Here is a 20174-nt window from a genome sequence, read left to right as displayed (position 1 = left end):
GCGTTCATCCTGAGCCAGGATCAAACTCTCCAATAAAGTTAGTTTGTCTAGCATCTAAAAATAAAAATTGACGTTTCACGTTGTTTGTTTCGTTCAGTTTTCAAAGAACTAAAAGCGGGTGAAGAGAATCGAACTCTCGACCAGAGCTTGGAAGGCTCTTGTTTTACCACTAAACTACACCCGCGTGGTCGGGAAGACAGGATTTGAACCTGCGACCCCCTGGTCCCAAACCAGGTGCTCTACCAAGCTGAGCCACTTCCCGTTATGGCGCGCCCGAGAGGAGTCGAACCCCTAACCTCTTGATCCGTAGTCAAACGCTCTATCCAATTGAGCTACGGGCGCTTATTCATGATGTTTTTTCGTCGTTGTATTTTGGCGACTCAATTATCTTATCATACTACATTTTCAAATGCAAGTACTTTTTTGAAAGATTTTTTGATGCGGCCGAGAGGACTTGAACCTCCACAGGGTTTCCCCCACTAGGCCCTCAACCTAGCGCGTCTGCCGTTCCGCCACGACCGCGCGGAAAAAACAAAAGTGAGCCATGAAGGATTCGAACCTTCGACCCTCTGATTAAAAGTCAGATGCTCTACCAACTGAGCTAATGGCTCGTAAATGGCTGGGCTAGCTGGATTCGAACCAGCGCATGACGGAGTCAAAGTCCGTTGCCTTACCGCTTGGCTATAGCCCATCGAAATATTCATCTTCTTCCCGAAGACAAATGTTATTGTAACATAATGTCCAATAAAAAACAACTGCCTAATAGCAGAAGTTAAAATGGCGGTCCCGACCGGGGTCGAACCGGCGATCTCCTGCGTGACAGGCAGGCATGTTAACCACTACACCACGGGACCATTTGGTTGCGGGGACAGGATTTGAACCTGCGACCTTCGGGTTATGAGCCCGACGAGCTACCGTGCTGCTCCACCCCGCGACAATACTATTTATATAATTTATATGGTGGAGGATGACGGGATCGAACCGCCGACCCCCTGCTTGTAAGGCAGGTGCTCTCCCAGCTGAGCTAATCCTCCGAAGTGGTGACCCGTACGGGATTCGAACCCGTGTTACCGCCGTGAAAGGGCGGTGTCTTAACCACTTGACCAACGGGCCAGTATGTATGGCAGAGAAGAAGGGATTCGAACCCTCGCACCGCGTTAGCGATCTACTCCCTTAGCAGGGGAGCCCCTTGAGCCACTTGGGTACTTCTCTGTATGGCTCCGCAGGTAGGACTCGAACCTACGACCGATCGGTTAACAGCCGATAGCTCTACCACTGAGCTACTGCGGAATAATAAAGACAATTTGTATCTTATAAAATTTCTTATCGTAAGTCAAGATGTTTTTTCACAACATCTTGTACAAACGTGACATGTTTATAATATACTGGATTGCGTTTTCACTGTCAAGATGTTTTCTTTATCAGGTTCAGTTTCCCTTTACACTTTCCGCAGACATATCTTTTTGTATTTATTTGACGTCTTCTTACATATTGAAGCAAACAGCCCATACATTCATACGTATAAACCTTTTTTTCCTTCTCTTCATTAATTATTCGTTTACAGAAGCGTGGCGCATCAACTTCTTTTAACAATTCACGAAAATCTCTATCCCGGTGCTTATAGCCCCTTCCTGTAATATGTAAGTGATAATGACACAGCTCATGTTTAATGATTCCAACTAACTCTTCTTTCCCATACATTTCGTAATATCGATAATTCAGTTCAATATTGTGCGTATTCAATAGATAACGTCCACCAGTTGTACGCAACCTACTATTGAACATAGCTTTATGTAAAAATGGCATTCCGAAGTATTGTAGTGATACTTCTTCCACCAGACGCTGTATTTCTTGCTCCTCCACTCTCATTCCTCCTAAACTAAAAAATATTTTTACACTTTTCTCCTCCCTTATACATATATTAAATAGTACATATACCCATCCTCATTCAAGAAGCGTGGTTTCTAAAAATATAGCATGAATAGAAATCCACTCACCAACCTCTCATCAATAGTACCTTAGATTTTTGAGAGTAGGATTAAACAAGGAGGGATTCCTATGCCTACGTGGCTAAAAAAACAAATGCAACGCGCATATTTTGAAAAAAACCGGTATCAAATTAAATTACTAAATGAATGCTGGTTTTATTATAGCAAAATACATCAAAGCTCATAATCCATTACACATTTTATCCCATAAAAAAAAGAGCAGTTTCATCTGCTCTCTTCTCTTACTATTCAATCGGCAACATGGATAGTGCAACGCGACCTTTTTTCGTATCAATATCATCTACCCATACCTTGACGATTTGTCCAACAGATACAATATCTAACGGATGCTTCACATATTGTTTGCTCAGTTTAGAAATATGTACTAAACCATCTTGTTTTACACCTACATCAACAAAAGCACCAAAATCAACAACGTTACGAACTGTTCCTTCCAGTTCCATACCACGTTTTAAATCTTCTAATTTCAAAATCCCCTTTTTCAGAAGCGGTTTAGGCAACTCATCCCTCATGTCTCGCTCTGGACTAATGAGTGCATCTATAATATCAACTAATGTCGGCTCCCCAACTCCCGTTTCTTGCGATAACTTAGAAATCTCCACTTCTTCTAAGCTCTTTTGTAATTGCAATTGCCCTACGTCATCTTTTGATAACCCTAGACTCTTCAATAACAATTCAACATTTTTATATTGTTCTGGATGAATACCCGTTCGATCTAACGGATTTACCCCTTCTAATATACGTAAGAAACCTATGCATTGTTCATATGTCTTCGCACCTAGACGCGGTATTTTCTTTAAGTCTGTTCGTTTTGTAAATTTCCCTTCTTCTTCACGCTTTGCCACAATATTTTTCGCAACAGTTTTCGATAAACCCGAAACATATTGCAATAACGCAACTGAAGCTGTATTTACATTCACACCGACTTGGTTAACTGCCGTCTCTACTACAAATGTTAATGATTCATTCAACCTCTTTTGAGATACATCATGTTGGTATTGTCCAACCCCAACTGATTTAGGATCAATCTTCACAAGTTCAGCAAGTGGATCTTGCAGACGTCTCCCAATAGAAACAGCACTTCTTTCTTCAACCTGTAAATTCGGAAATTCCTCACGGGCTAAATCAGAAGCCGAATACACACTCGCACCAGCTTCGTTCACAATAATATAGAAGACTTCTTGTTTCACATTTTGTAATACATCAACTATAAATTCTTCCGATTCTCTAGAAGCTGTACCATTCCCAATCGCAATCATTTCAACTTGATATTTATCTATAATAGAAAGAACTTTCGTTTTTGCATCTTCATATTTACGCACTGGTGGATGCGGATAAATAACATCAATATATAGAACCTTCCCCGTATCATCTACAACGGCTAATTTACAACCCGTTCTATATGCAGGGTCTACAGCTAACACAACCTTTCCTTTCATTGGAGGTTGTAATAACAAATTACGTAAGTTCTCAGAGAAAATATGTATCGCTTGTTCCTCAGCTGTTTCTGTTAATTCTTTTCGAATCTCTCTTTCAATGGAGGATTGAATTAATCTTTTATAACCATCCTCAATTGCTAACTTTACATAATGTGCACTTTTAGAATCGTTATCACGAATTACTCTCTTATATAAGAAAGTTACTATCTCATCTACTGGTGGAACAACAGAAACTCTCAATATATCTTCTTTCTCACCGCGATTCATCGCTAATACACGATGCGGCACTACTTTCTGCAACGGTTCTTCATAACTGTAATACATTTCATATATATTCTTTTCATCTTTCTCTTCATCTTTTACGGACGAAGACATAACACCTTTTCTAAAAGTAACATTCCGAATCCAACTACGATAAGCTGCTTCATCTGAAACGATTTCTGCAATAATGTCTTGGGCACCTTGTAATGCTTCTTCTGCAGATTGCACTTCTTTCTCTGCGTTAATAAACTCCACTGCCTTCTGATTCGGATCTTCTTTCTTATACAACAATAACCATTCCGCTAACGGCTCTAGTCCTTTTTCTTTTGCAATCGTTGCTTTCGTTCTTCTTTTCTCTTTATATGGACGATATAAATCTTCTACTTCTTGCAACTTTGTAGCTTTAACAATTTGCTGACGTAACTCCCCTGTCAGTTTCCCCTTCTCATCAATAAGACGAAGAACCTCTTCTTTCCTGCTTTCAAGTTGCATCATATATTGCCATCTCTCTAAAATTGTACGAATTTGCACTTCATCTAAAGAGCCTGTCCATTCTTTTCGGTAACGAGCAATAAATGGAACTGTGTTACCTTCTTCTGTTAATTGAATAACATGACGAACTTGCTTTTCGGTAAAGCCTAATTCCTTCACTAACATTTTCATTAACGCTTGTCGATTATCTACCATTTCCATATACAACCGTAACCTCCTCTATAATAAAAAAAGTTGCCCTGCAAAGAGAGCAACTTAAACTGCCGATTTAAAAATCTATTAGTCCTAAACTAATTTGTAGCGCTTCATCTACACGAATCATCATCACCTCATCTAAGTGAGTGATTTTGTCCGTTAAGCGCTGCTTATCGATTGTTCGAATCTGCTCAAGTAAAATAACAGAATCTCTCTCAAAACCGTACTTTTTCGCATCAATTTCCACATGAGTGGGTAATTTAGCTTTTTGAATCTGTGCAGTAATAGCCGCTACAATCACCGTTGGACTAAAACGATTTCCGATGTCATTTTGAATGACAAGAACCGGACGAACGCCTCCTTGCTCAGAACCAACAACTGGGGAAAGGTCTGCAAAATACACGTCGCCGCGTTTTACAATCAAAATATTACCCCCCGCTAACTAAGCGTTCTACTGTATGAGCTGCTTCATACTCTGCTAAGAAAGCTTCCGATGCAATACCAAGATTAATTTTTCCCATTTCAATGTACCCACGTCGCATTGATTCATGTTGGTAGCGTTTCTTCGTCTTATGTTGACGCAATAACAGTTGTGTTGCCTGGCAAATTAGTTCATGGCGATTCTTATTCTCTTGTTTTCCAATTCCGTCCAATTCCGTTACCATTTGCTTTGGCAACCGAACCACGATTTCAGTAGTTACACTTGATTCGGACACAAAAATACACCTCCACCGTCAACTACACACCCAAATATATATATGACACCTATTGTAATAATACCATTGTATGGAGCCTGTTGCAAAGACTTCCTTATTCCTTGCTTATGTTTTCCAATTCACAAACAAAACATTCATATTCTTTTATTTTTATCTTATTACAAACAAGAAACGAAAGAGTTTCCCAGCAAAATTCACGTTAAACTATGTTAAAAGTAATGATAAGTAAAAAGCTCCTCATCAAAAACGAGCTTATTCTTAACCAATGAACAGTCCTCTCAAATGACAAGAAGCAAATCATACTACCTTCTATATATTGTTCAAATAATTGATTACTTCTACAACCTTGCCGTGCCGTATGAATATTCTCGGCACACGGAAGCTTATCGTTGCAATAATTTCATAATTAATAGTCCCGGAATATTCAGCAACCTCAGTAGCACTAATATACTCATCACCTTGTTTTCCAATGAGTGTAACTTTCGTACCAAGCGGCACTTCACAAGGAAGGTGTATCATGAACTGATCCATTGTTACTCGGCCTACAATCGGTACCCTTTTACCATTTATAAGCACTTCAAACCCTTGTAACCTTCTAAGCCATCCATCTGCATATCCAATCGCAACAGTTGCAATCCATTCTTCCGTTTTCGTTCGGTAAGTGACGTTATAACTAATCCCATCCCCTTTAATCACCTGTTTAATATGAGCAACTTTCGTATGCAGTGATAGCGCTGGTTCTAATTTAAACGGTAAAAAAGGGCGTATTTCTACAGACGGGGATAACCCATACATCGCAATGCCGATTCGTACTGCATTAAATGTAATCCCTTGAAAACGTAACGTTGCAGCACTATTAGCTGTATGGACAAACTTAGGATCCACTCCGAACTCTTTCAGCCAACTTAACTGCTGCAAAAATGTGTTATATTGCTTATCAAAGTAAGAAGTCTCCACCTCATCCGCTGTTGCAAAATGTGTATAAACTCCTTCTAATTCTAAAAATGGCGCACCTTCTAAACTCTTTAAAAATCCTTTTAATTCTTTTCGTTCGCGTATTCCAATTCTCCCCATACCACTATCGAAATTAATATGGTATTTCATTGTAGATGAACCATCCCAAAGTTTGATCGCTTCATCCACCCATTCTTTTTGAAAAACAGTTAACGCTACATCATTTTCAGCAGCTACATTGACATCACGAGGCGGGGAAGGACCTAACACTAAAATTGGCACAGTAATACCAGCCCTTCGAAGCACTAAAGCTTCATCTAAAAAGGCAACCGCTAACCTTGTCGCCCCTGCTTCTAATGCTGTTTTAGCTACCGGCACATAATCGTGTCCATATGCATTCGCTTTGACTACAGCAAAAATCTCTACATCACTTGGAATGAAATCTTTAATGTGTGTAATATTGTTATAGATCGCATCTAAATCCACTTCCACCCAAGTGTCACGGTAAAATGGTGCTTCTTCCATAAATACACTTCCTTATACACGATATGCGAAGCTCATTCTTTTATATGCTTCTTTTATGAAATCCACCCTTCAAACTAAGAAAAGACGTGGTGCACATATATCACCACGTCTAAGAAGTTTACTTCACTTGCTTCTCTGTAACTGAACGAGCAACCATTAATAGCTCCTTCGGCTCTAAACCTTTAGACACGAGCATATATTCTACTCCGTTATGCGACCACGTTAAAGAATCTTTCGTCAGTGCGCCAATTGTAAAGCCAAGATCAACCAATTCTCCGCTCACCCTTATCGCTGACGAAGCCTCTGCAACTTTTGCCTTTTCTTGTATTAAAGTAAAGGATTTCTTACTTCCAGTGTATGTGAGTATCGCACGCTTGCCACTGTCTGTCTTCAACTCTTGTTCATCTTTCAAAACCATACCTTGCGGCGTATCACGCGGATACAAAATAGCAAATGGTTTGTCTTCTTTCGCTGTTGTTTGAACATCTACTTGCGCTCTAGACATATTTTGTTTCGTATCAAATGCACCTTTATCAAATTTCGCATCAAATTTCACTTTTGAGAAATCTACTTTCACAAGAACATTTTGATCATTATCCATTAACTTCACCGAAACTGGTGTTAAATCACTTTTCTTCAATGTAATCTCTTGCTTCGGCAACATGTTTTGATGTTGATAGTTTGTTTTTGTTTTAAAAATATAATACTTATCTGTTTTTTCAAAAGTAAGGTTTTTCTTATCCTGCAAAATATCTCTCACAAGGGATTCATATAAATAAGCCTGGCTACTATTTTGCGGCCAATCACTTTGGAAACGGAAACTCTTATTAAGCGCTGGCGTTAATACAAATACCCCTTCTTCATTTCTTAAAATAATTTGGCTTTGATCTTTTTTCGCATTCTGCAAATTCACACGATAAAAAGAAGGTTCCTTATGCCATATTTCTACCTTGTACTCCTGAGGCTCATTCCCTGTTTTGATAGATAATTTTGCTTCAGCTTGATAACTTTTCATCCCTTTTACTTTCGCCTCTAAATCTCTCACAACATCATCTTGTTTCTTTTCCATACAACCCGCCAACACAAAAACGGTTAATAAACCGACAAGAACTAAAAACAGACGCCTTTTCATCACTTCAGCCCCTTTGCCCCTATAAATGAATGGAAGATGTGCCTTCCTTATCGCTACCTCAAATATATGAGACAAAGATATAAAATATGCAGACTAGCGTGACGAGCTTTCTAAAACAACTTGAGCAACAGCAAATTCCTTACTATGACTAATTGATAAATGAACAGTATGCTCTGTACTTGTAACGAGAATCGGCTTACCTCTATCATCATTCCTTACTTCAATATCTAAAAAACTTACTTCTTTTCCAATACCAGTTCCTACCGCTTTTGAATACGCCTCTTTCGCTGCAAATCTTCCACCTACAAACTCTGTAAGGCGACTTCCCTTCAGCTCCTTAGCAACATTACGTTCACTTTCAGTTAAAATACGCTCCATAAATTTAAGTTTTCCATCTAGCATTTTTTCAATTCGATTCAATTCAATAATATCGATTCCAATCCCTACAATCATTTCAAAATCCCCTTCTTCTATTTAGCTTTCTTTTTTCATATTGTAAGAATAACAGAGAATCTTTCTGATGCAAAAGGAGTGATACTCACAACATGCTAATACCTTCTGCCCGCATTTCCTTACAACCAATCGTCATCGCTTTACTTCTCATACAATTAGTCATGATTATGTTAGGCGACTTTCTTCTCTTTCCCATGGCATCCTACAATGAATATATCGCCAAAGGAGAATGGTGGCGTCTCATAGCTTCCTTACTTGTACATGCAGACCTACAACATTTCCTTTCTAATAGTATTTGTTTATTTGTGCTTGGCTCTTCTATCGAAAAACAACTAGGGCACTTTTCTTTCATCATTATTTTTTTCCTTTCTGGTATTCTTGGAAATGTTTCTTCTTATCTTATTATGCCTCTTGAATATATTCACGCTGGGGCATCTGGCGGTATTTTCGGATTACTAGGTGCACAGTTATTTCTATTGTATAGTCGATATCGTTCTTCCAATCCGATAGACATTGCTATTTTTTCAATCATGATATGTATATTACTACTATTCACTTTCTTCAACCCCTCTGCTAACCCTATCAGCCATTTAACAGGATTGATCATTGGTGGTATTTGCACTCCTTTATTAATAAAAAAATCCGATGGTGCAGAGCTTATTTAATATAAAAGCTCGCACCATCGACAATTTCTACATCTGTTTGTTTACTTAAATCTCTCATTAGTTGAAATAATGACTCATCCTTCTTCTTCGCCTCAATCATACAATCAATTTGCGAAACACTTCCCTTTATCTTTTTTAAAAAAGATAAAAAAGTATCTACATCAATAAAGTCCGCATGCGCTCTCGGGTCTTTTCCCTCTCTAGGACTAGAAATGTGCATTTTCACTGGTAACAAAGACGATTCCCACGTATGTACAACACGCGCCCAATCTTTATGCCAATCTTCTCGATCATGATTCATCATATGGTGATGCAAATCAAACACGACTGGAATATCTAATTTTTCACCTAAATACAATGTTTCTTCTAAAGAAAAAGTCGTATCATCATTTTCTAATATGATCATCTCTTGGATACTTCTTGGAACACTTGACCAATTTTCTATAAAGCGTTCTAACGCGAGTTCCTTATCGTTATAACCTCCACCCACATGTAATACGCATCGTTGCTTATGTGCAATTCCCATACCTTTTAATAATTTTTTATGCATCTGCAATGTCTTTACAGATTGTTTAAAAATATTCTTCTCAGGTGAATTCAGTACAACAAAATGATCTGGATGAAAATCAATACGCATATTCATTCGAATAGCGTAATCACCTAGCACTTTTAAATTTTCTTTTAAGGGGCGAAAATAGTTCCACTCTAACAACTCCTCATGATTCGCTAAAGGAACAAGTTTGGAACTAAGCCGAAAGAAAGATATATCATGCCCTTTATTATGCTTTAATAACCGTAAACAATTTTCTAAATTCGAATTAGCAATTCTTTCGAGTTTACGAATTGCAGCCTCTCGATCATCAATTCGTTGAAACTGCGCATATGTCATCGTTTGAGATGGAGATGCATTCTTTAAATGTACACTCATCGCAACATACCCAAGCCTTACAAGCATGTAGCACCTCTTTTCTACACAAGTTATTATGTAGTATGTACAATTACAGAAATAAAAAAAGAGAATGCCAACAAAGGGCATTCTCTTTTTTTATTAAGCTTGTGGACGGCTATGATGTTTTCTTTCGCCACGTCCATTTGAAGATCCAGGGCGACCTTGACCTTCACCTTTACGACCACGGCTACCACCATCACGATTACGATCACGGTTACTAGCATCACGATTGCGATCACGGTTACGGCCATCGCCACCACCGCGTCCATCACGATTGCGATCACGGTTACGACCATCGCCACCGCCGCGTCCGTCACGACTACGATTACGGTTACCATCGCGGTATCCGCCTCCGTTACCGCCGCGTTTTTTAGAACCGCCACCTCTTGAAACAACTGGTGGTTCTGACGTTAAAGCGATTGGAGTTGTATCCGGCTCTTTTGTCATCATTTTTAAAGCAGCAGCTACTACTGTTACAGAATCATTCTCTTCTAACATTTCTTCTGCAATACGCTTGTAGTATGATAAATTATCATTTTCAATTGTACTTTGAAGTTTTTCAGCGATTAAACGTTGTTGACCTTCTAATGCCTCGTCAAGTGTCGGTGCTTCCATACGATCAACTTTACGTTTTGTAGTGCGCTCGATATTTTTTAATTGTCCTGATTCACGTGGTGTTACAAATAACATTGCAATACCTTTTTTACCTGCACGGCCAGTACGACCGATACGGTGAACGTATGATTCTGGATCTTGTGGGATATCGAAGTTATATACATGTGTTACGCCTGAAATATCAAGACCACGTGCAGCAACGTCTGTTGCAACAAGAACTTCAATAGCACCTTCTTTAAATTTACGTAATACAGACATACGCTTCGCTTGTGTTAAGTCACCGTGAATACCTTCTGCTGCATAACCACGTAAGTTTAATGCTTCTGATAATTCATCAACACGACGCTTTGTACGACCGAATACGATTGCAAGCTCTGGAGATTGAATATCTAGTAAGCGTGTTAACACGTCAAACTTTTTCTTTTCTTGCACTTCTAAATAGAACTGCTGAATGTTTGGCATTGTTACTTCTTTTGCTTTTACTTTAATGTGTTGAGGCTCAGTCATGAAACGCTCAGCAATACGACGGATTGGATCTGGCATTGTCGCTGAGAATAATAATGTTTGATGTGTTTCTGGCACATCTGTTAAAATCGCTTCAATATCTTCAATGAAGCCCATGTTTAACATTTCATCCGCTTCGTCAAGAACAACAGTCTCTACGTTTTGTAAGCGAAGTGTTTTACGGTTAATATGATCTAAAATACGACCCGGCGTACCAACAATAATGTGTGGGTGTTTTTTTAGAGCACGAATTTGGCGGTTAATATCTTGACCACCATAAATTGGTAGAATACGAACGCGCTTATGTTTACCAATTTTGTATAACTCTTCTCCAACTTGGATTGCTAATTCACGCGTTGGCGCGATAACAATACCTTGAACTGCTTCTTTATTTGTATCCACTTTATCTAATAGTGGTAATCCGAATGCTGCTGTTTTCCCTGTACCTGTTTGTGCTTGCCCAATAATATCCTTACCTTGCAATGCATGTGGAATTGTTTCAGCTTGAATCGGCGTAGCCTCTTCAAAGCCCATACTTTCAACAGATTGTAGTAAAGACTCACTTAATCCTAATTCTCGAAATGTTGTCAATGTTACTTCTCCTTTTCTATCCTATACTTATCATTTAAAAAAAGGCGTTTTCCGAATTTGCGGAAAAGCCCTTTTCCTGAATGCTCACGTATATAAACGGGCGTATATTCTTCGCGAAAATACTTCTAAACGTTATTACACTTTATCAATTATAAGTTTTGTATGTGCAAAAAGCAAACCCAACTGTTACCTTATTTTCATATTCAGAGCTTTTTTCTTCACTTTTATTTTTTTATGTTTACTGTAAGCGCTTATTATAAGTTTCTTCTATTTTCGCATCTATCATCCCTATTTATATACACCAATTATTTCAACATCGTAATTACTTCTTCTAATTTCATACCGCGCGATGCTTTTATTAATATAACATCTTTCACATCAACTACTGCTTGTAACTCTTTTACTAGCTCTTCTTTATTATCATACGCTTTTACACGCTCAATAGGGAAATTAATTTTTGCTCCTTCAGCAATTTGAGCCCCTAATTTACCATATGTGAACACATATGCAATTTTTGCTGGATCGATTAATTTACCTACTTCATAATGAAACGGTACTTCTTGATCTCCAAGCTCTAACATATCGCCGAGCACAACAATTTTTTTAGCAAATCCATCTAAACCATTCATTAAATGGAATGCCGCTTCCATAGCTGTCGGACTTGCATTATAAGCATCATTGATAATTGTTAATCCATTATCCGTTTTTACAATTTCCATACGCATGCCCGTCATTTGAAGTGTTACTAAACCTTGTTTCATTTCTTCCCATGTTACACCAAAATGTTTCGCAATTGCCATTGAAGCAAGTGTATTATACACATTATGTTTCCCCAATACTGGTAAGTAGAATGAAATATTTTCATCTCTATTCATTTTAAAATGTGTCCCAGTCGCCTGTAATGCTACAGTCGTTGGATAATAATCATTTGCTCTAGCGTCACCAAACGTAACTGTTTCAGCCATTAAATTCATTTCAGGAACACGATTTGTTAATAATGGCTCATCTCCGTTATATACGAATACTCCACCTTCTTGTAATCCTGTCACAATTTCCAATTTCGCTTCAGCAATTGCCTCACGAGAGCCTAAGTCCATTAAATGTGCCTCACCAATGTTCGTAATGATAGCTGCATTTGGACGTGCTAACTTAGATAAGAATTCAATTTCCCCTCGGTTTGACATACCCATTTCTAATACAGCTACTTCTGTATTTTCTTCTAAGTTTAAAATAGTAAGAGGTAACCCGATATGATTATTAAAGTTTCCTTCTGTTTTTTGAACTTTGAATTTAGTCGCAAGAAGACTTGTTACAATATCTTTTGTAGATGTCTTACCGTTACTCCCTGTCACACCAATAACTTTCACATCCAATTGATCGCGATAGTTTTTCGCTAACATTTGTAATGCTGATAGCGTGTCTTCTACAAAAATAACGGGAAGATTCTCAGGTGGATTTGCTACATCTTTCATCCATAATGTCGCCACAGCTCCATTTTCAACAGCTTTATCTACAAAAGCATGTCCATCGAAACGTTCACCTTGAATTGGAACATATAAGTTTCCCTTTTCGATTTTTCTCGTATCAATAGACACGCCTTGTATAGTAATCCCCTCATATTGCCCTGCTAATCCCGTACCATTTATCATCTGTTCTACTTGTTTCAACGTTCGCTTTATCATGAAAACACTCCTTACATAGAGGAAGCACTATTCCTGCGAATAGTGCCCCCTCCTTTTTTGTTAGATTGTATATTTAATTTTTTGTTTTTCTTCGTGACGCTCAATTGCTAAACGAATTAGCTCTTCAATTAATTCCGGATACGGTAATCCAGTATGTTGCCATAGTAGAGGGAACATACTAAACGGCGTAAATCCTGGCATCGTATTCACTTCATTAATATATACTTCTCCATCTTTCGTTAAGAAGAAATCAGCTCTTGTTAAGCCAGCACCATCTAACGATTGGAATGCAATAATCGCATCTCGCTTAATAACGTTAGACTCTTCTTCTGTCATTTCAGCTGGAATAATTAACGCTGTATCGCCATCGATGTATTTCGACTTATAATCATAGAAGTCTTTTTTCGGTACAATTTCACCTACAACTGAACATTTCGGCTCATCATTACCTAGTACACCAACTTCTACTTCACGTCCAACAATATTTTCTTCTACAATAATTTTGCGGTCAAATTGGAACGCCTCTTCAAATGCATTCTCAAGTTCTTCACGATTTTTACACTTATTAATACCAACACTTGAACCAAGGTTTGCTGGTTTTACGAAGCAAGGATATCCTAATACTTCTTCTACTTTTTCATATGCTGTTTCACGATCTTTTTCCCATGCGCTACGAATGAATGATGCATATTTTGCTTGTTTCAATCCAGCTTCTGCAAAGATATTTTTCATAACAACTTTATCCATACCAGCAGCAGATGCTAGAACACCATTTCCTACATAAGGAATGTTCATTAATTCTAATAATCCTTGAACTGTTCCATCTTCACCATTTGGCCCATGTAGTAATGGGAAAATAACGTCAATAGCATTTTCCTCAGAAGCTGCAGATGGAATGATTTCTGTGCTTAATGATAACGGAGAAATCGCATTTTCTGCACCGCTCATTTTTAGAACTTCAACATCTGTTACTTCACCTTCAATACGCTCACCGCGCACCCATTGACCTTGTTCTGTAATATAAATTGGATGAATCTCGAATTTATCTTGATTTAATGCTTTAATAGCAGCAAGAGCCGTTTGTAGCGAAACTTGATGCTCAGCTGATTTTCCACCGTATAATAAACCTAATTTAATTTTTGTCACTGAAATCACCCTAACCAATTGTTTTCATTTTTCTATTTTAGCACTTTTTATAAAAATAGGTAGTTCCTATTTGAAATAAAATGTAACTTCCACAAATAAATAAATGACACCACTTATTGGTTTTCTATACTTTTTCTACTTAAATTTCTTCATAAATATATAAAATTAAATTCTAAAATAAAGTGAAACTTTAATTAGCGGAGGCCATCCCCACTAATTATCAACCCGCACCAATCGGGCATTTACGGGCAGTTATCTCCCGCCGAATTTCGAGGTGGAAGACTTACTGCCCATTAAAGCGGGATAAAATTGGAATCCAATCTAGTTATGTACCTAAAATATGTAGAAATCGCCTTTTTGTGTATGTCATCTACTCATTAAGAAGATTGTTTAGTCAGTGTGCCTTTTTTCCTTTGTTCAACGAGACGATCTAAAGAAACATATACAATACCTGCAACTACACACCCTACAGCTAAAATTGTAAATAGAACGTGGCCAAGTAATCGATCTAACAAAAAACCTCCTAAAAGTGGTCCAAATGCACTTCCTGTAATCCACTGCAAACTGGCAGCTCCCATATAAGTCCCTCTCAAATGTTCAGGAGCCAAATTAGCTACAAACGTCATCTGTACAGGCGACATAATCATCTCACCTAACGTATATATGGCATAAACGAACAGCAACGTTATTAAAATAATCGTAGCATTTACATCAAATTCTCCAAACCACTTCGGTAACCATCCTATAAAGAACAAACCAATCCCGAACAAACATGCACCATATAACATCGTCTTTCCGACAGGTTTATCTGTGGCCCATTTTGAAATTTGAAATTGGAACAACACAACTAATAGTCCATTTAAAGCCATTACATATGGGTATGGATTGTTAGTTCCAAAAATACCTTTCATTTCATTATCAAAGTGTAGCGGCAACATACCTTCTGTTTGAGAAAATCCCATCGAAATGATGATACCTGCTAACAAATAAATCATTAGTGCCTTATCTCGCATTACAATTTTCCAAACTGCCTCAGATTCCTTTTCTATATTCTCTTCCTTATTTGTCCCCTTCGGCATTGTCTCTTGAATAAGAAGTAATACTAGTAATGCATAAAACAGCATCGTAGAAGAGGCAATAATAAACACAAGGTTCTTTGACAACACAACTACTGATGCTCCCATTATCGGACCAATCGCAGCACCTATATTGTGCCCCATTCGTAATAAACCATATGCTTCTGTTCTTTTTTCTGGCATTGTTACATCCGCAACCATTGCTGATGCAGCTGGATGAAATAGCGAATTACTTAATCCTAAAAAAATAGATAAAATCGCATACGGAATAAATCCTTCTATAAATAAAAAACCAAGCATCAATAATGCATTACTTACCATCGAAAATATCATAATTGGCTTTCTTCCATATATATCAGCAATTCTCCCCCCTATAATTGCTCCAAAGCTTGCAGCAATTGGAGAAAGCGCCATAATAACTCCGACCTGTAATAATGAATCTACCTTATCTTTTAAATATAATGCGAAAAAGGGCATTAACATCATCATTGCAATTCCATTCAATGTCTCACCGACAAATCGAATCCATACGTTACGATCCATCGCCCTTAACTCATGCCACGTACTTTTCATATTCCCACCCCTTTATTTAACCAACAATTATCTTATAACACTTTCAGAACAATGTAAATTTTCAGAAATAAAAATCCATCCTAACAGAATTAGAATGGATTTTTCTACTTATAAATTTGCGGCATCTTGTTTTTTACTATTATTTAAAGCCCTATCCCTTCGACTATAGGAGTAAACAGCTATACTCCAGATTCATCCACAACAATCCCTGTCGAAATAAGTAGAAATTCTTATGAATATGCACGATCCTTATCATTCTTTCTATATATCTTTCTATAACTTTTTTTGGTATTATTATACATGTCGATTCCATAAAAGAGGCATGCTCCCTTGGTGAGCGTGCCTCTTTTTACCTATTTCACAGTATATGAACCCTCTTCAATCCAGCTATACATATATTTTTCATCTTCTGTTTCATGTGCTTGTTTTACAATACGAAGTGGACGGAATGTGTCTATCATAACAGCCAGTTCAAGTGTTTCTTTCTTCCCTATACTTCCCTCTGTTTTCCCAGGATGTGGCCCATGAGGAATTCCGCTCGGATGGAGTGTAATAGAACCTTCTTCCACACCTTTCCGGCTCATAAAGTTTCCTTCTACATAGTACAGTACTTCATCACTATTCACGTTACTATGATAATATGGTGCCGGAATAGATTCTGGATGATAGTCGTATAAACGTGGTACGAAAGAGCAAATAACGAAATTGTGACCTTCGAACGTTTGATGTACTGGAGGTGGCTGATGAATACGGCCTGTAATTGGTTCAAAGTCCTCTATATTAAAGACCCATGGATATAAATAACCATCCCATCCAACAACATCTAACGGATGGTGCCCTAAAACATGCTTATGCATATATCCTCTCGACTTTGTCATTACAACAAACTCACCTTTGTCATCATATGTCTCTAATTTTTCAGGGCCACGAATATCCCTCTCACAAAACGGACTATGCTCTAACAATTGTCCGTATTCATTACGATAGCGACGTGGCGTTGTAATTTGGCTATTTGCCTCTACAACAAGAAACTTAGTCTCTCCTGCATCTGGAATAACACGATAGATCGTCCCAATTGGAATCGTTACATAATCACCTTTTCTATAGTGAATCGTCCCAAACATCGTTTCAATTTTTCCTGTCCCGTAATGAACAAACAACATTTCATCTCCATCACCATTACGGTAGAAATAATCCATTTTTTCTGTTGGACTCACTACTCCAATTAACAAATCTTCATTTCCAAGTATGAAGTTTCTTCCACTTATTGCATCACCATTTTTTTTATTTTCTTTCGTGCGGAAGTGGCGATGAGCAAGAGCCACATCTTCTTCATACTGCAACTGACAAGAATGCGATAAGGCCGAATGCGATACTTCGGTTGGCATATAATGATGATACAAAATAGATTGTGTACCAGAAAAACCTTTCGTCCCCATTACTTGTTCGCGATAAAGCGACCCATCTTTTTTACGGAATTGTACATGTCGTTTATGAGGTAGCTCCCCCATGTGACGATAAAACATGCCCATCACCTGCTTCCATTTCTTTTTTGACCGTATTACATAATGTACCTAAACCAGTAATCGTAAGCTCTACAACATCTCCATCTTGCAACCACTCTTCCGTACCCAGTTCTAAAATACAACCTGTTCCTACTGTCCCAGAACCAATCACATCGCCTGGATATAACGTAACGTCTTCCGAAGCACGTTCAATCATTTCAGCAAATGTATAGTAAATATCTTGGAAGTTCCCCTTTGATAATAACTTTCCATTTACATGAGCAGTCATCTCTAACTCATAACAGTCACCGTTACGATAAACATCTAATTCTTCTTTCGTAACAAGGTGCGCTCCTAATGAAGTTGCAAAATCTTTTCCTTTCGCCGGACCGAGTCCTACCTTCATTTCTGTTGCTTGTAAATCCCTTGCACTCCAGTCATTCATAATACAATAACCAAAAATGTAGTCCTCTGCTTGCTCACGAGAAATATTTCTTCCTTCTTTCCCAATTACGCAAGCAATCTCTAGCTCATAATCAAGTTTTTTAGATTTTTTCGGACCAATTACAAAATCATTCGGACCAATTACAGCACGATGGTTCGTAAAATAAAAAACCGGTATATCGTACCATTCAGGTACAACATCTAGCCCTCTTCGGCCACGAGCCGTTTTTACATGCTGTTCAAACGCGTAAAAATCTCGAATACTACTCGGATTAGGAATTGCTGCCGCTAATTGTACTTCCTTTAAGGAATATATACCTTTTTCCGGATTCTTAATCTTACGCAATACTTCTACATACTCATCCGCTTTCTCTAAAAAGGCGAACATAGAAGAAGGTAATTTTCCATCACTAGCAAGATTCATATCAATTACTTTGTCACCTTCAAGCCATCCAGCTCGCATTTCTTTCGAAGGAAGACGAAATGTAACAAATTTCATCATGATTCCTCCCTATGAAAATGAAATTTCCACCAGCAAAGAGACTTTTACTGGTGGATACAAATCTTATAAGTTTCCGCGACGTTCCTGTTCTCTTTCAATTGATTCAAATAATGCTTTAAAGTTCCCTTCTCCAAATCCGCGAGAACCTTTACGTTGAATAATTTCAATAAATAAAGTTGGACGATCTACAATTGGTTTCGTAAAGATTTGTAGTAAGTATCCTTCCTCATCGCGATCTACTAAAATCTTTAATTCTTTTAACCTATCAATTTCCTCATCAATTTTTCCAACTCGTGCACTTAACTCATCATAATAAGTATCAGGTGTATCTAAAAACTCCACACCATTTGCACGCAACGCTTCCACTGTTTTAACGATATCGCTTGTTAATAAAGCAAGATGTTGTACACCTGCTCCATTATAGAATTCTAGATATTCTTGAATCTGCGATTTTCGCTTTCCATCTGCCGGTTCATTAATAGGAAACTTAATACGACTTCCATTCGTCATTACTTTTGACATTAACGCCGAATACTCTGTGCTAATATCGTCATCATCAAAATGAATCATTTGTTTAAAGCCCATAACATTCTCATAATAGCTAACCCATTCTTCCATTTTCTCAACATTACCAACTACGTGGTCTACAGCAATTAAACCTGATTCTTCAAATGGAATATTAAACTCCACCTGTTGGAATCCTGGCATAAATGTTCCTTTATAATTTTTACGCTCTACAAGCGTGTGAATTGTATCACCATACGTACCAATAACTGCTTTTTTCAGTGTACCGTTCTCGTCTGTTAATTCCACAGGTGGAGCAATCGCGACGGCACCACGTTTCACTGCTTCCGAGTAGGCTTTGTCAACATCGTCAACGAGTAAAGCAACATCTTTTACACCATCACCATGTGTCTTTACAAATTCTGCGATACGATTGTCGCTACTTAAAGCTCCAGACACAACAAAACGCATATTTTTTTGCACAAGAACATAAGATACCTTTTCACGGTTACCAGTTTCTAATCCAGAGTAAGCTACAATTTTGAATCCGAATGCTCTCGCAAGGTAATAACTTGATTGCTTTGCATTTCCTACGTAAAATTCCAAATGATCTACATCACGTACCGGAAAAAAGTCCTCCATTTGTGCAGCTAGCGTATCCATAGATTTTTGTTTCATAAAATTCTCATCCCCCTGTAAATAGATTAAATGTTCCATACTTAAAACCAATCGAAAACGCTTCCAACATCAATTAATAGAAATTAGTTAGCAAGCTAACAAATTCTGACTTTTAAAATTTTCTATCTTTTCCGTCAAATTCCTCTTTTTTTCTTACATATAAAATTCGACTTTTTTCTCTTTACATGACGGAGGGAATATTAATACTTGAAGGTATATATGAGAGGAAAACAAAAAAGACCCCAACATATTAACTACTTACTAATATGCTAGAGTCTTTATTTTTTTTGAATGATTGTATTTATATGTCTCATACTAATACATTTGCAAGGAATAGAATAAATGATGTTAATACTACCGCTCCACCTAATGATCCTAATAAATCTGTTTTTGTTACTTGTAACACTTGTTCACTGTTCATACTCCTCATTCTCCTTTCAGTTTGTATGATTTAAAACTTCTATTATACTAATACACTTGATAGAAATACGATTAATGCCGTTAATACTACTGCTCCACTTGCTGATCCTACGAAGTCACCTTTTGTTACTTGTAATACTTGCT

19 protein-coding genes and 12 tRNA genes are annotated in these 20174 nt (G+C 37.7%); 2 read left to right on the top strand and 29 right to left on the bottom strand.

The features are described from left to right. Positions 1-113: 113 nt before the first annotated feature. From ACTFOB_RS26040 to ACTFOB_RS25980, 13 genes are all read right to left on the bottom strand, one after another. Positions 114-184 (bottom strand) — tRNA-Gly (locus ACTFOB_RS26040). Between the two features lies 1 nt (position 185). Beyond that, positions 186-262, bottom strand: a tRNA-Pro gene (locus ACTFOB_RS26035). A gap of 3 nt (positions 263-265) precedes the next feature. After that, positions 266-342: transfer RNA gene (locus ACTFOB_RS26030), tRNA-Arg, on the bottom strand. A gap of 97 nt (positions 343-439) precedes the next feature. Then, a tRNA-Leu gene (locus ACTFOB_RS26025) sits at positions 440-522 on the bottom strand. A 16-nt stretch (positions 523-538) separates the two neighbouring features. Next, positions 539-611: transfer RNA gene (locus ACTFOB_RS26020), tRNA-Lys, on the bottom strand. A gap of 5 nt (positions 612-616) precedes the next feature. Continuing rightward, positions 617-691, bottom strand: a tRNA-Gln gene (locus ACTFOB_RS26015). 87 nt (positions 692-778) lie between these two features. Further along, positions 779-854, bottom strand: a tRNA-Asp gene (locus ACTFOB_RS26010). A gap of 3 nt (positions 855-857) precedes the next feature. After that, positions 858-934: transfer RNA gene (locus tag ACTFOB_RS26005), tRNA-Met, on the bottom strand. A gap of 24 nt (positions 935-958) precedes the next feature. Then, positions 959-1034 (bottom strand) — tRNA-Val (locus ACTFOB_RS26000). 4 nt (positions 1035-1038) lie between these two features. Continuing rightward, positions 1039-1113, bottom strand: a tRNA-Glu gene (locus ACTFOB_RS25995). Between the two features lie 8 nt (positions 1114-1121). Then, a tRNA-Ser gene (locus ACTFOB_RS25990) sits at positions 1122-1212 on the bottom strand. 3 nt (positions 1213-1215) lie between these two features. Next, positions 1216-1290, bottom strand: a tRNA-Asn gene (locus ACTFOB_RS25985). Positions 1291-1404: 114 nt separating this feature from the next. Continuing rightward, positions 1405-1863 (bottom strand): SprT family protein, encoded by a 459-nt coding sequence (locus tag ACTFOB_RS25980; protein ID WP_192797648.1) that lies wholly within the window; start codon positions 1861-1863, stop codon positions 1405-1407. Between the two features lie 195 nt (positions 1864-2058). On the opposite strand from ACTFOB_RS25980, the gene cmpA reads away from it, so the two are divergent. Next, positions 2059-2175, top strand: coding sequence for a cortex morphogenetic protein CmpA (cmpA, locus tag ACTFOB_RS25975; RefSeq protein WP_001143642.1), 117 nt, complete (start codon positions 2059-2061; stop codon positions 2173-2175). Between the two features lie 58 nt (positions 2176-2233). Here the strand turns inward: cmpA and ACTFOB_RS25970 are convergent, their stop codons facing one another. From ACTFOB_RS25970 to acpS, 6 genes are all read right to left on the bottom strand, one after another. Further along, a complete protein-coding gene (locus tag ACTFOB_RS25970) occupies positions 2234-4402 on the bottom strand; it encodes a Tex family protein (RefSeq protein WP_440030030.1) in 2169 nt (722 codons plus the stop codon). 67 nt (positions 4403-4469) lie between these two features. Next, positions 4470-4820 (bottom strand): type II toxin-antitoxin system endoribonuclease NdoA, encoded by a 351-nt coding sequence (ndoA, locus tag ACTFOB_RS25965; protein WP_000635963.1) that lies wholly within the window; start codon positions 4818-4820, stop codon positions 4470-4472. 4 nt (positions 4821-4824) lie between these two features. Further along, the gene (locus ACTFOB_RS25960; protein WP_000004570.1) at positions 4825-5112 is read right to left on the bottom strand and encodes an antitoxin EndoAI; all 288 of its coding nucleotides are present in this window, start codon (positions 5110-5112) and stop codon (positions 4825-4827) included. 309 nt (positions 5113-5421) lie between these two features. Then, the gene (gene alr, locus ACTFOB_RS25955) at positions 5422-6591 is read right to left on the bottom strand and encodes an alanine racemase (RefSeq protein WP_000390587.1); all 1170 of its coding nucleotides are present in this window, start codon (positions 6589-6591) and stop codon (positions 5422-5424) included. Between the two features lie 118 nt (positions 6592-6709). Further along, a complete protein-coding gene (locus ACTFOB_RS25950) occupies positions 6710-7660 on the bottom strand; it encodes a LolA family protein (protein ID WP_440030046.1) in 951 nt (316 codons plus the stop codon). Positions 7661-7816: 156 nt separating this feature from the next. Further along, positions 7817-8176: a holo-ACP synthase gene (acpS, locus tag ACTFOB_RS25945; RefSeq protein ID WP_440030031.1), complete on the bottom strand. Its 360-nt coding sequence runs from the start codon at positions 8174-8176 to the stop codon at positions 7817-7819. A 92-nt stretch (positions 8177-8268) separates the two neighbouring features. Here acpS and ACTFOB_RS25940 point away from each other — a divergent pair, with 92 nt between their 5' ends. Continuing rightward, positions 8269-8841 carry a rhomboid family intramembrane serine protease gene (locus ACTFOB_RS25940; protein ID WP_440030033.1) on the top strand — a complete coding sequence of 191 codons (573 nt, stop codon included), beginning with the start codon at positions 8269-8271 and terminating at the stop codon, positions 8839-8841. Here ACTFOB_RS25940 and uvsE read toward each other — a convergent pair. From uvsE to ACTFOB_RS25890, 10 genes are all read right to left on the bottom strand, one after another. Further along, entirely contained in the window at positions 8834-9796 is a 963-nt protein-coding gene (gene uvsE / locus ACTFOB_RS25935) for a UV DNA damage repair endonuclease UvsE (RefSeq protein WP_440030035.1), read from the bottom strand. The two genes, ACTFOB_RS25940 and uvsE, sit on opposite strands and share 8 nt — an antisense overlap. 93 nt (positions 9797-9889) lie before the next feature. Then, positions 9890-11500 carry a DEAD/DEAH box helicase gene (locus ACTFOB_RS25930; protein ID WP_151635532.1) on the bottom strand — a complete coding sequence of 537 codons (1611 nt, stop codon included), beginning with the start codon at positions 11498-11500 and terminating at the stop codon, positions 9890-9892. A gap of 305 nt (positions 11501-11805) precedes the next feature. Continuing rightward, complete coding sequence (gene murF, locus ACTFOB_RS25925) at positions 11806-13182, bottom strand: UDP-N-acetylmuramoyl-tripeptide--D-alanyl-D-alanine ligase (RefSeq protein WP_440030037.1); 1377 nt, start codon at positions 13180-13182, stop codon at positions 11806-11808. A gap of 60 nt (positions 13183-13242) precedes the next feature. After that, entirely contained in the window at positions 13243-14328 is a 1086-nt protein-coding gene (locus ACTFOB_RS25920) for a D-alanine--D-alanine ligase (protein WP_151635528.1), read from the bottom strand. A gap of 377 nt (positions 14329-14705) precedes the next feature. Further along, positions 14706-15977 (bottom strand): MDR family MFS transporter, encoded by a 1272-nt coding sequence (locus ACTFOB_RS25915; protein WP_440030039.1) that lies wholly within the window; start codon positions 15975-15977, stop codon positions 14706-14708. A gap of 353 nt (positions 15978-16330) precedes the next feature. Then, positions 16331-17503 (bottom strand): homogentisate 1,2-dioxygenase, encoded by a 1173-nt coding sequence (locus tag ACTFOB_RS25910; protein ID WP_440030042.1) that lies wholly within the window; start codon positions 17501-17503, stop codon positions 16331-16333. Continuing rightward, positions 17469-18425, bottom strand: a complete 957-nt coding sequence (locus ACTFOB_RS25905) for a fumarylacetoacetate hydrolase family protein (RefSeq protein WP_440030044.1) — start codon at positions 18423-18425, stop codon at positions 17469-17471. The genes ACTFOB_RS25910 and ACTFOB_RS25905 overlap by 35 nt, the downstream gene beginning before the upstream one ends. 66 nt (positions 18426-18491) lie before the next feature. After that, positions 18492-19610, bottom strand: coding sequence for a 4-hydroxyphenylpyruvate dioxygenase (gene hppD / locus ACTFOB_RS25900; RefSeq protein ID WP_061680014.1), 1119 nt, complete (start codon positions 19608-19610; stop codon positions 18492-18494). Between the two features lie 310 nt (positions 19611-19920). Continuing rightward, complete coding sequence (locus tag ACTFOB_RS25895; RefSeq protein WP_001083700.1) at positions 19921-20031, bottom strand: DUF3948 family protein; 111 nt, start codon at positions 20029-20031, stop codon at positions 19921-19923. 42 nt (positions 20032-20073) lie between these two features. Continuing rightward, positions 20074-20174, bottom strand: a 101-nt coding sequence (locus ACTFOB_RS25890) for a DUF3948 family protein (protein ID WP_025966356.1), incomplete at its 5' end; no start/stop codon positions are given.

Source organism: Bacillus cereus group sp. MYBK79-1, assembly GCF_051915365.1.
In the GTDB taxonomy this organism is placed as follows: domain Bacteria; phylum Bacillota; class Bacilli; order Bacillales; family Bacillaceae_G; genus Bacillus_A.
This window is presented reverse-complemented; position numbering and strand designations above follow the sequence as displayed.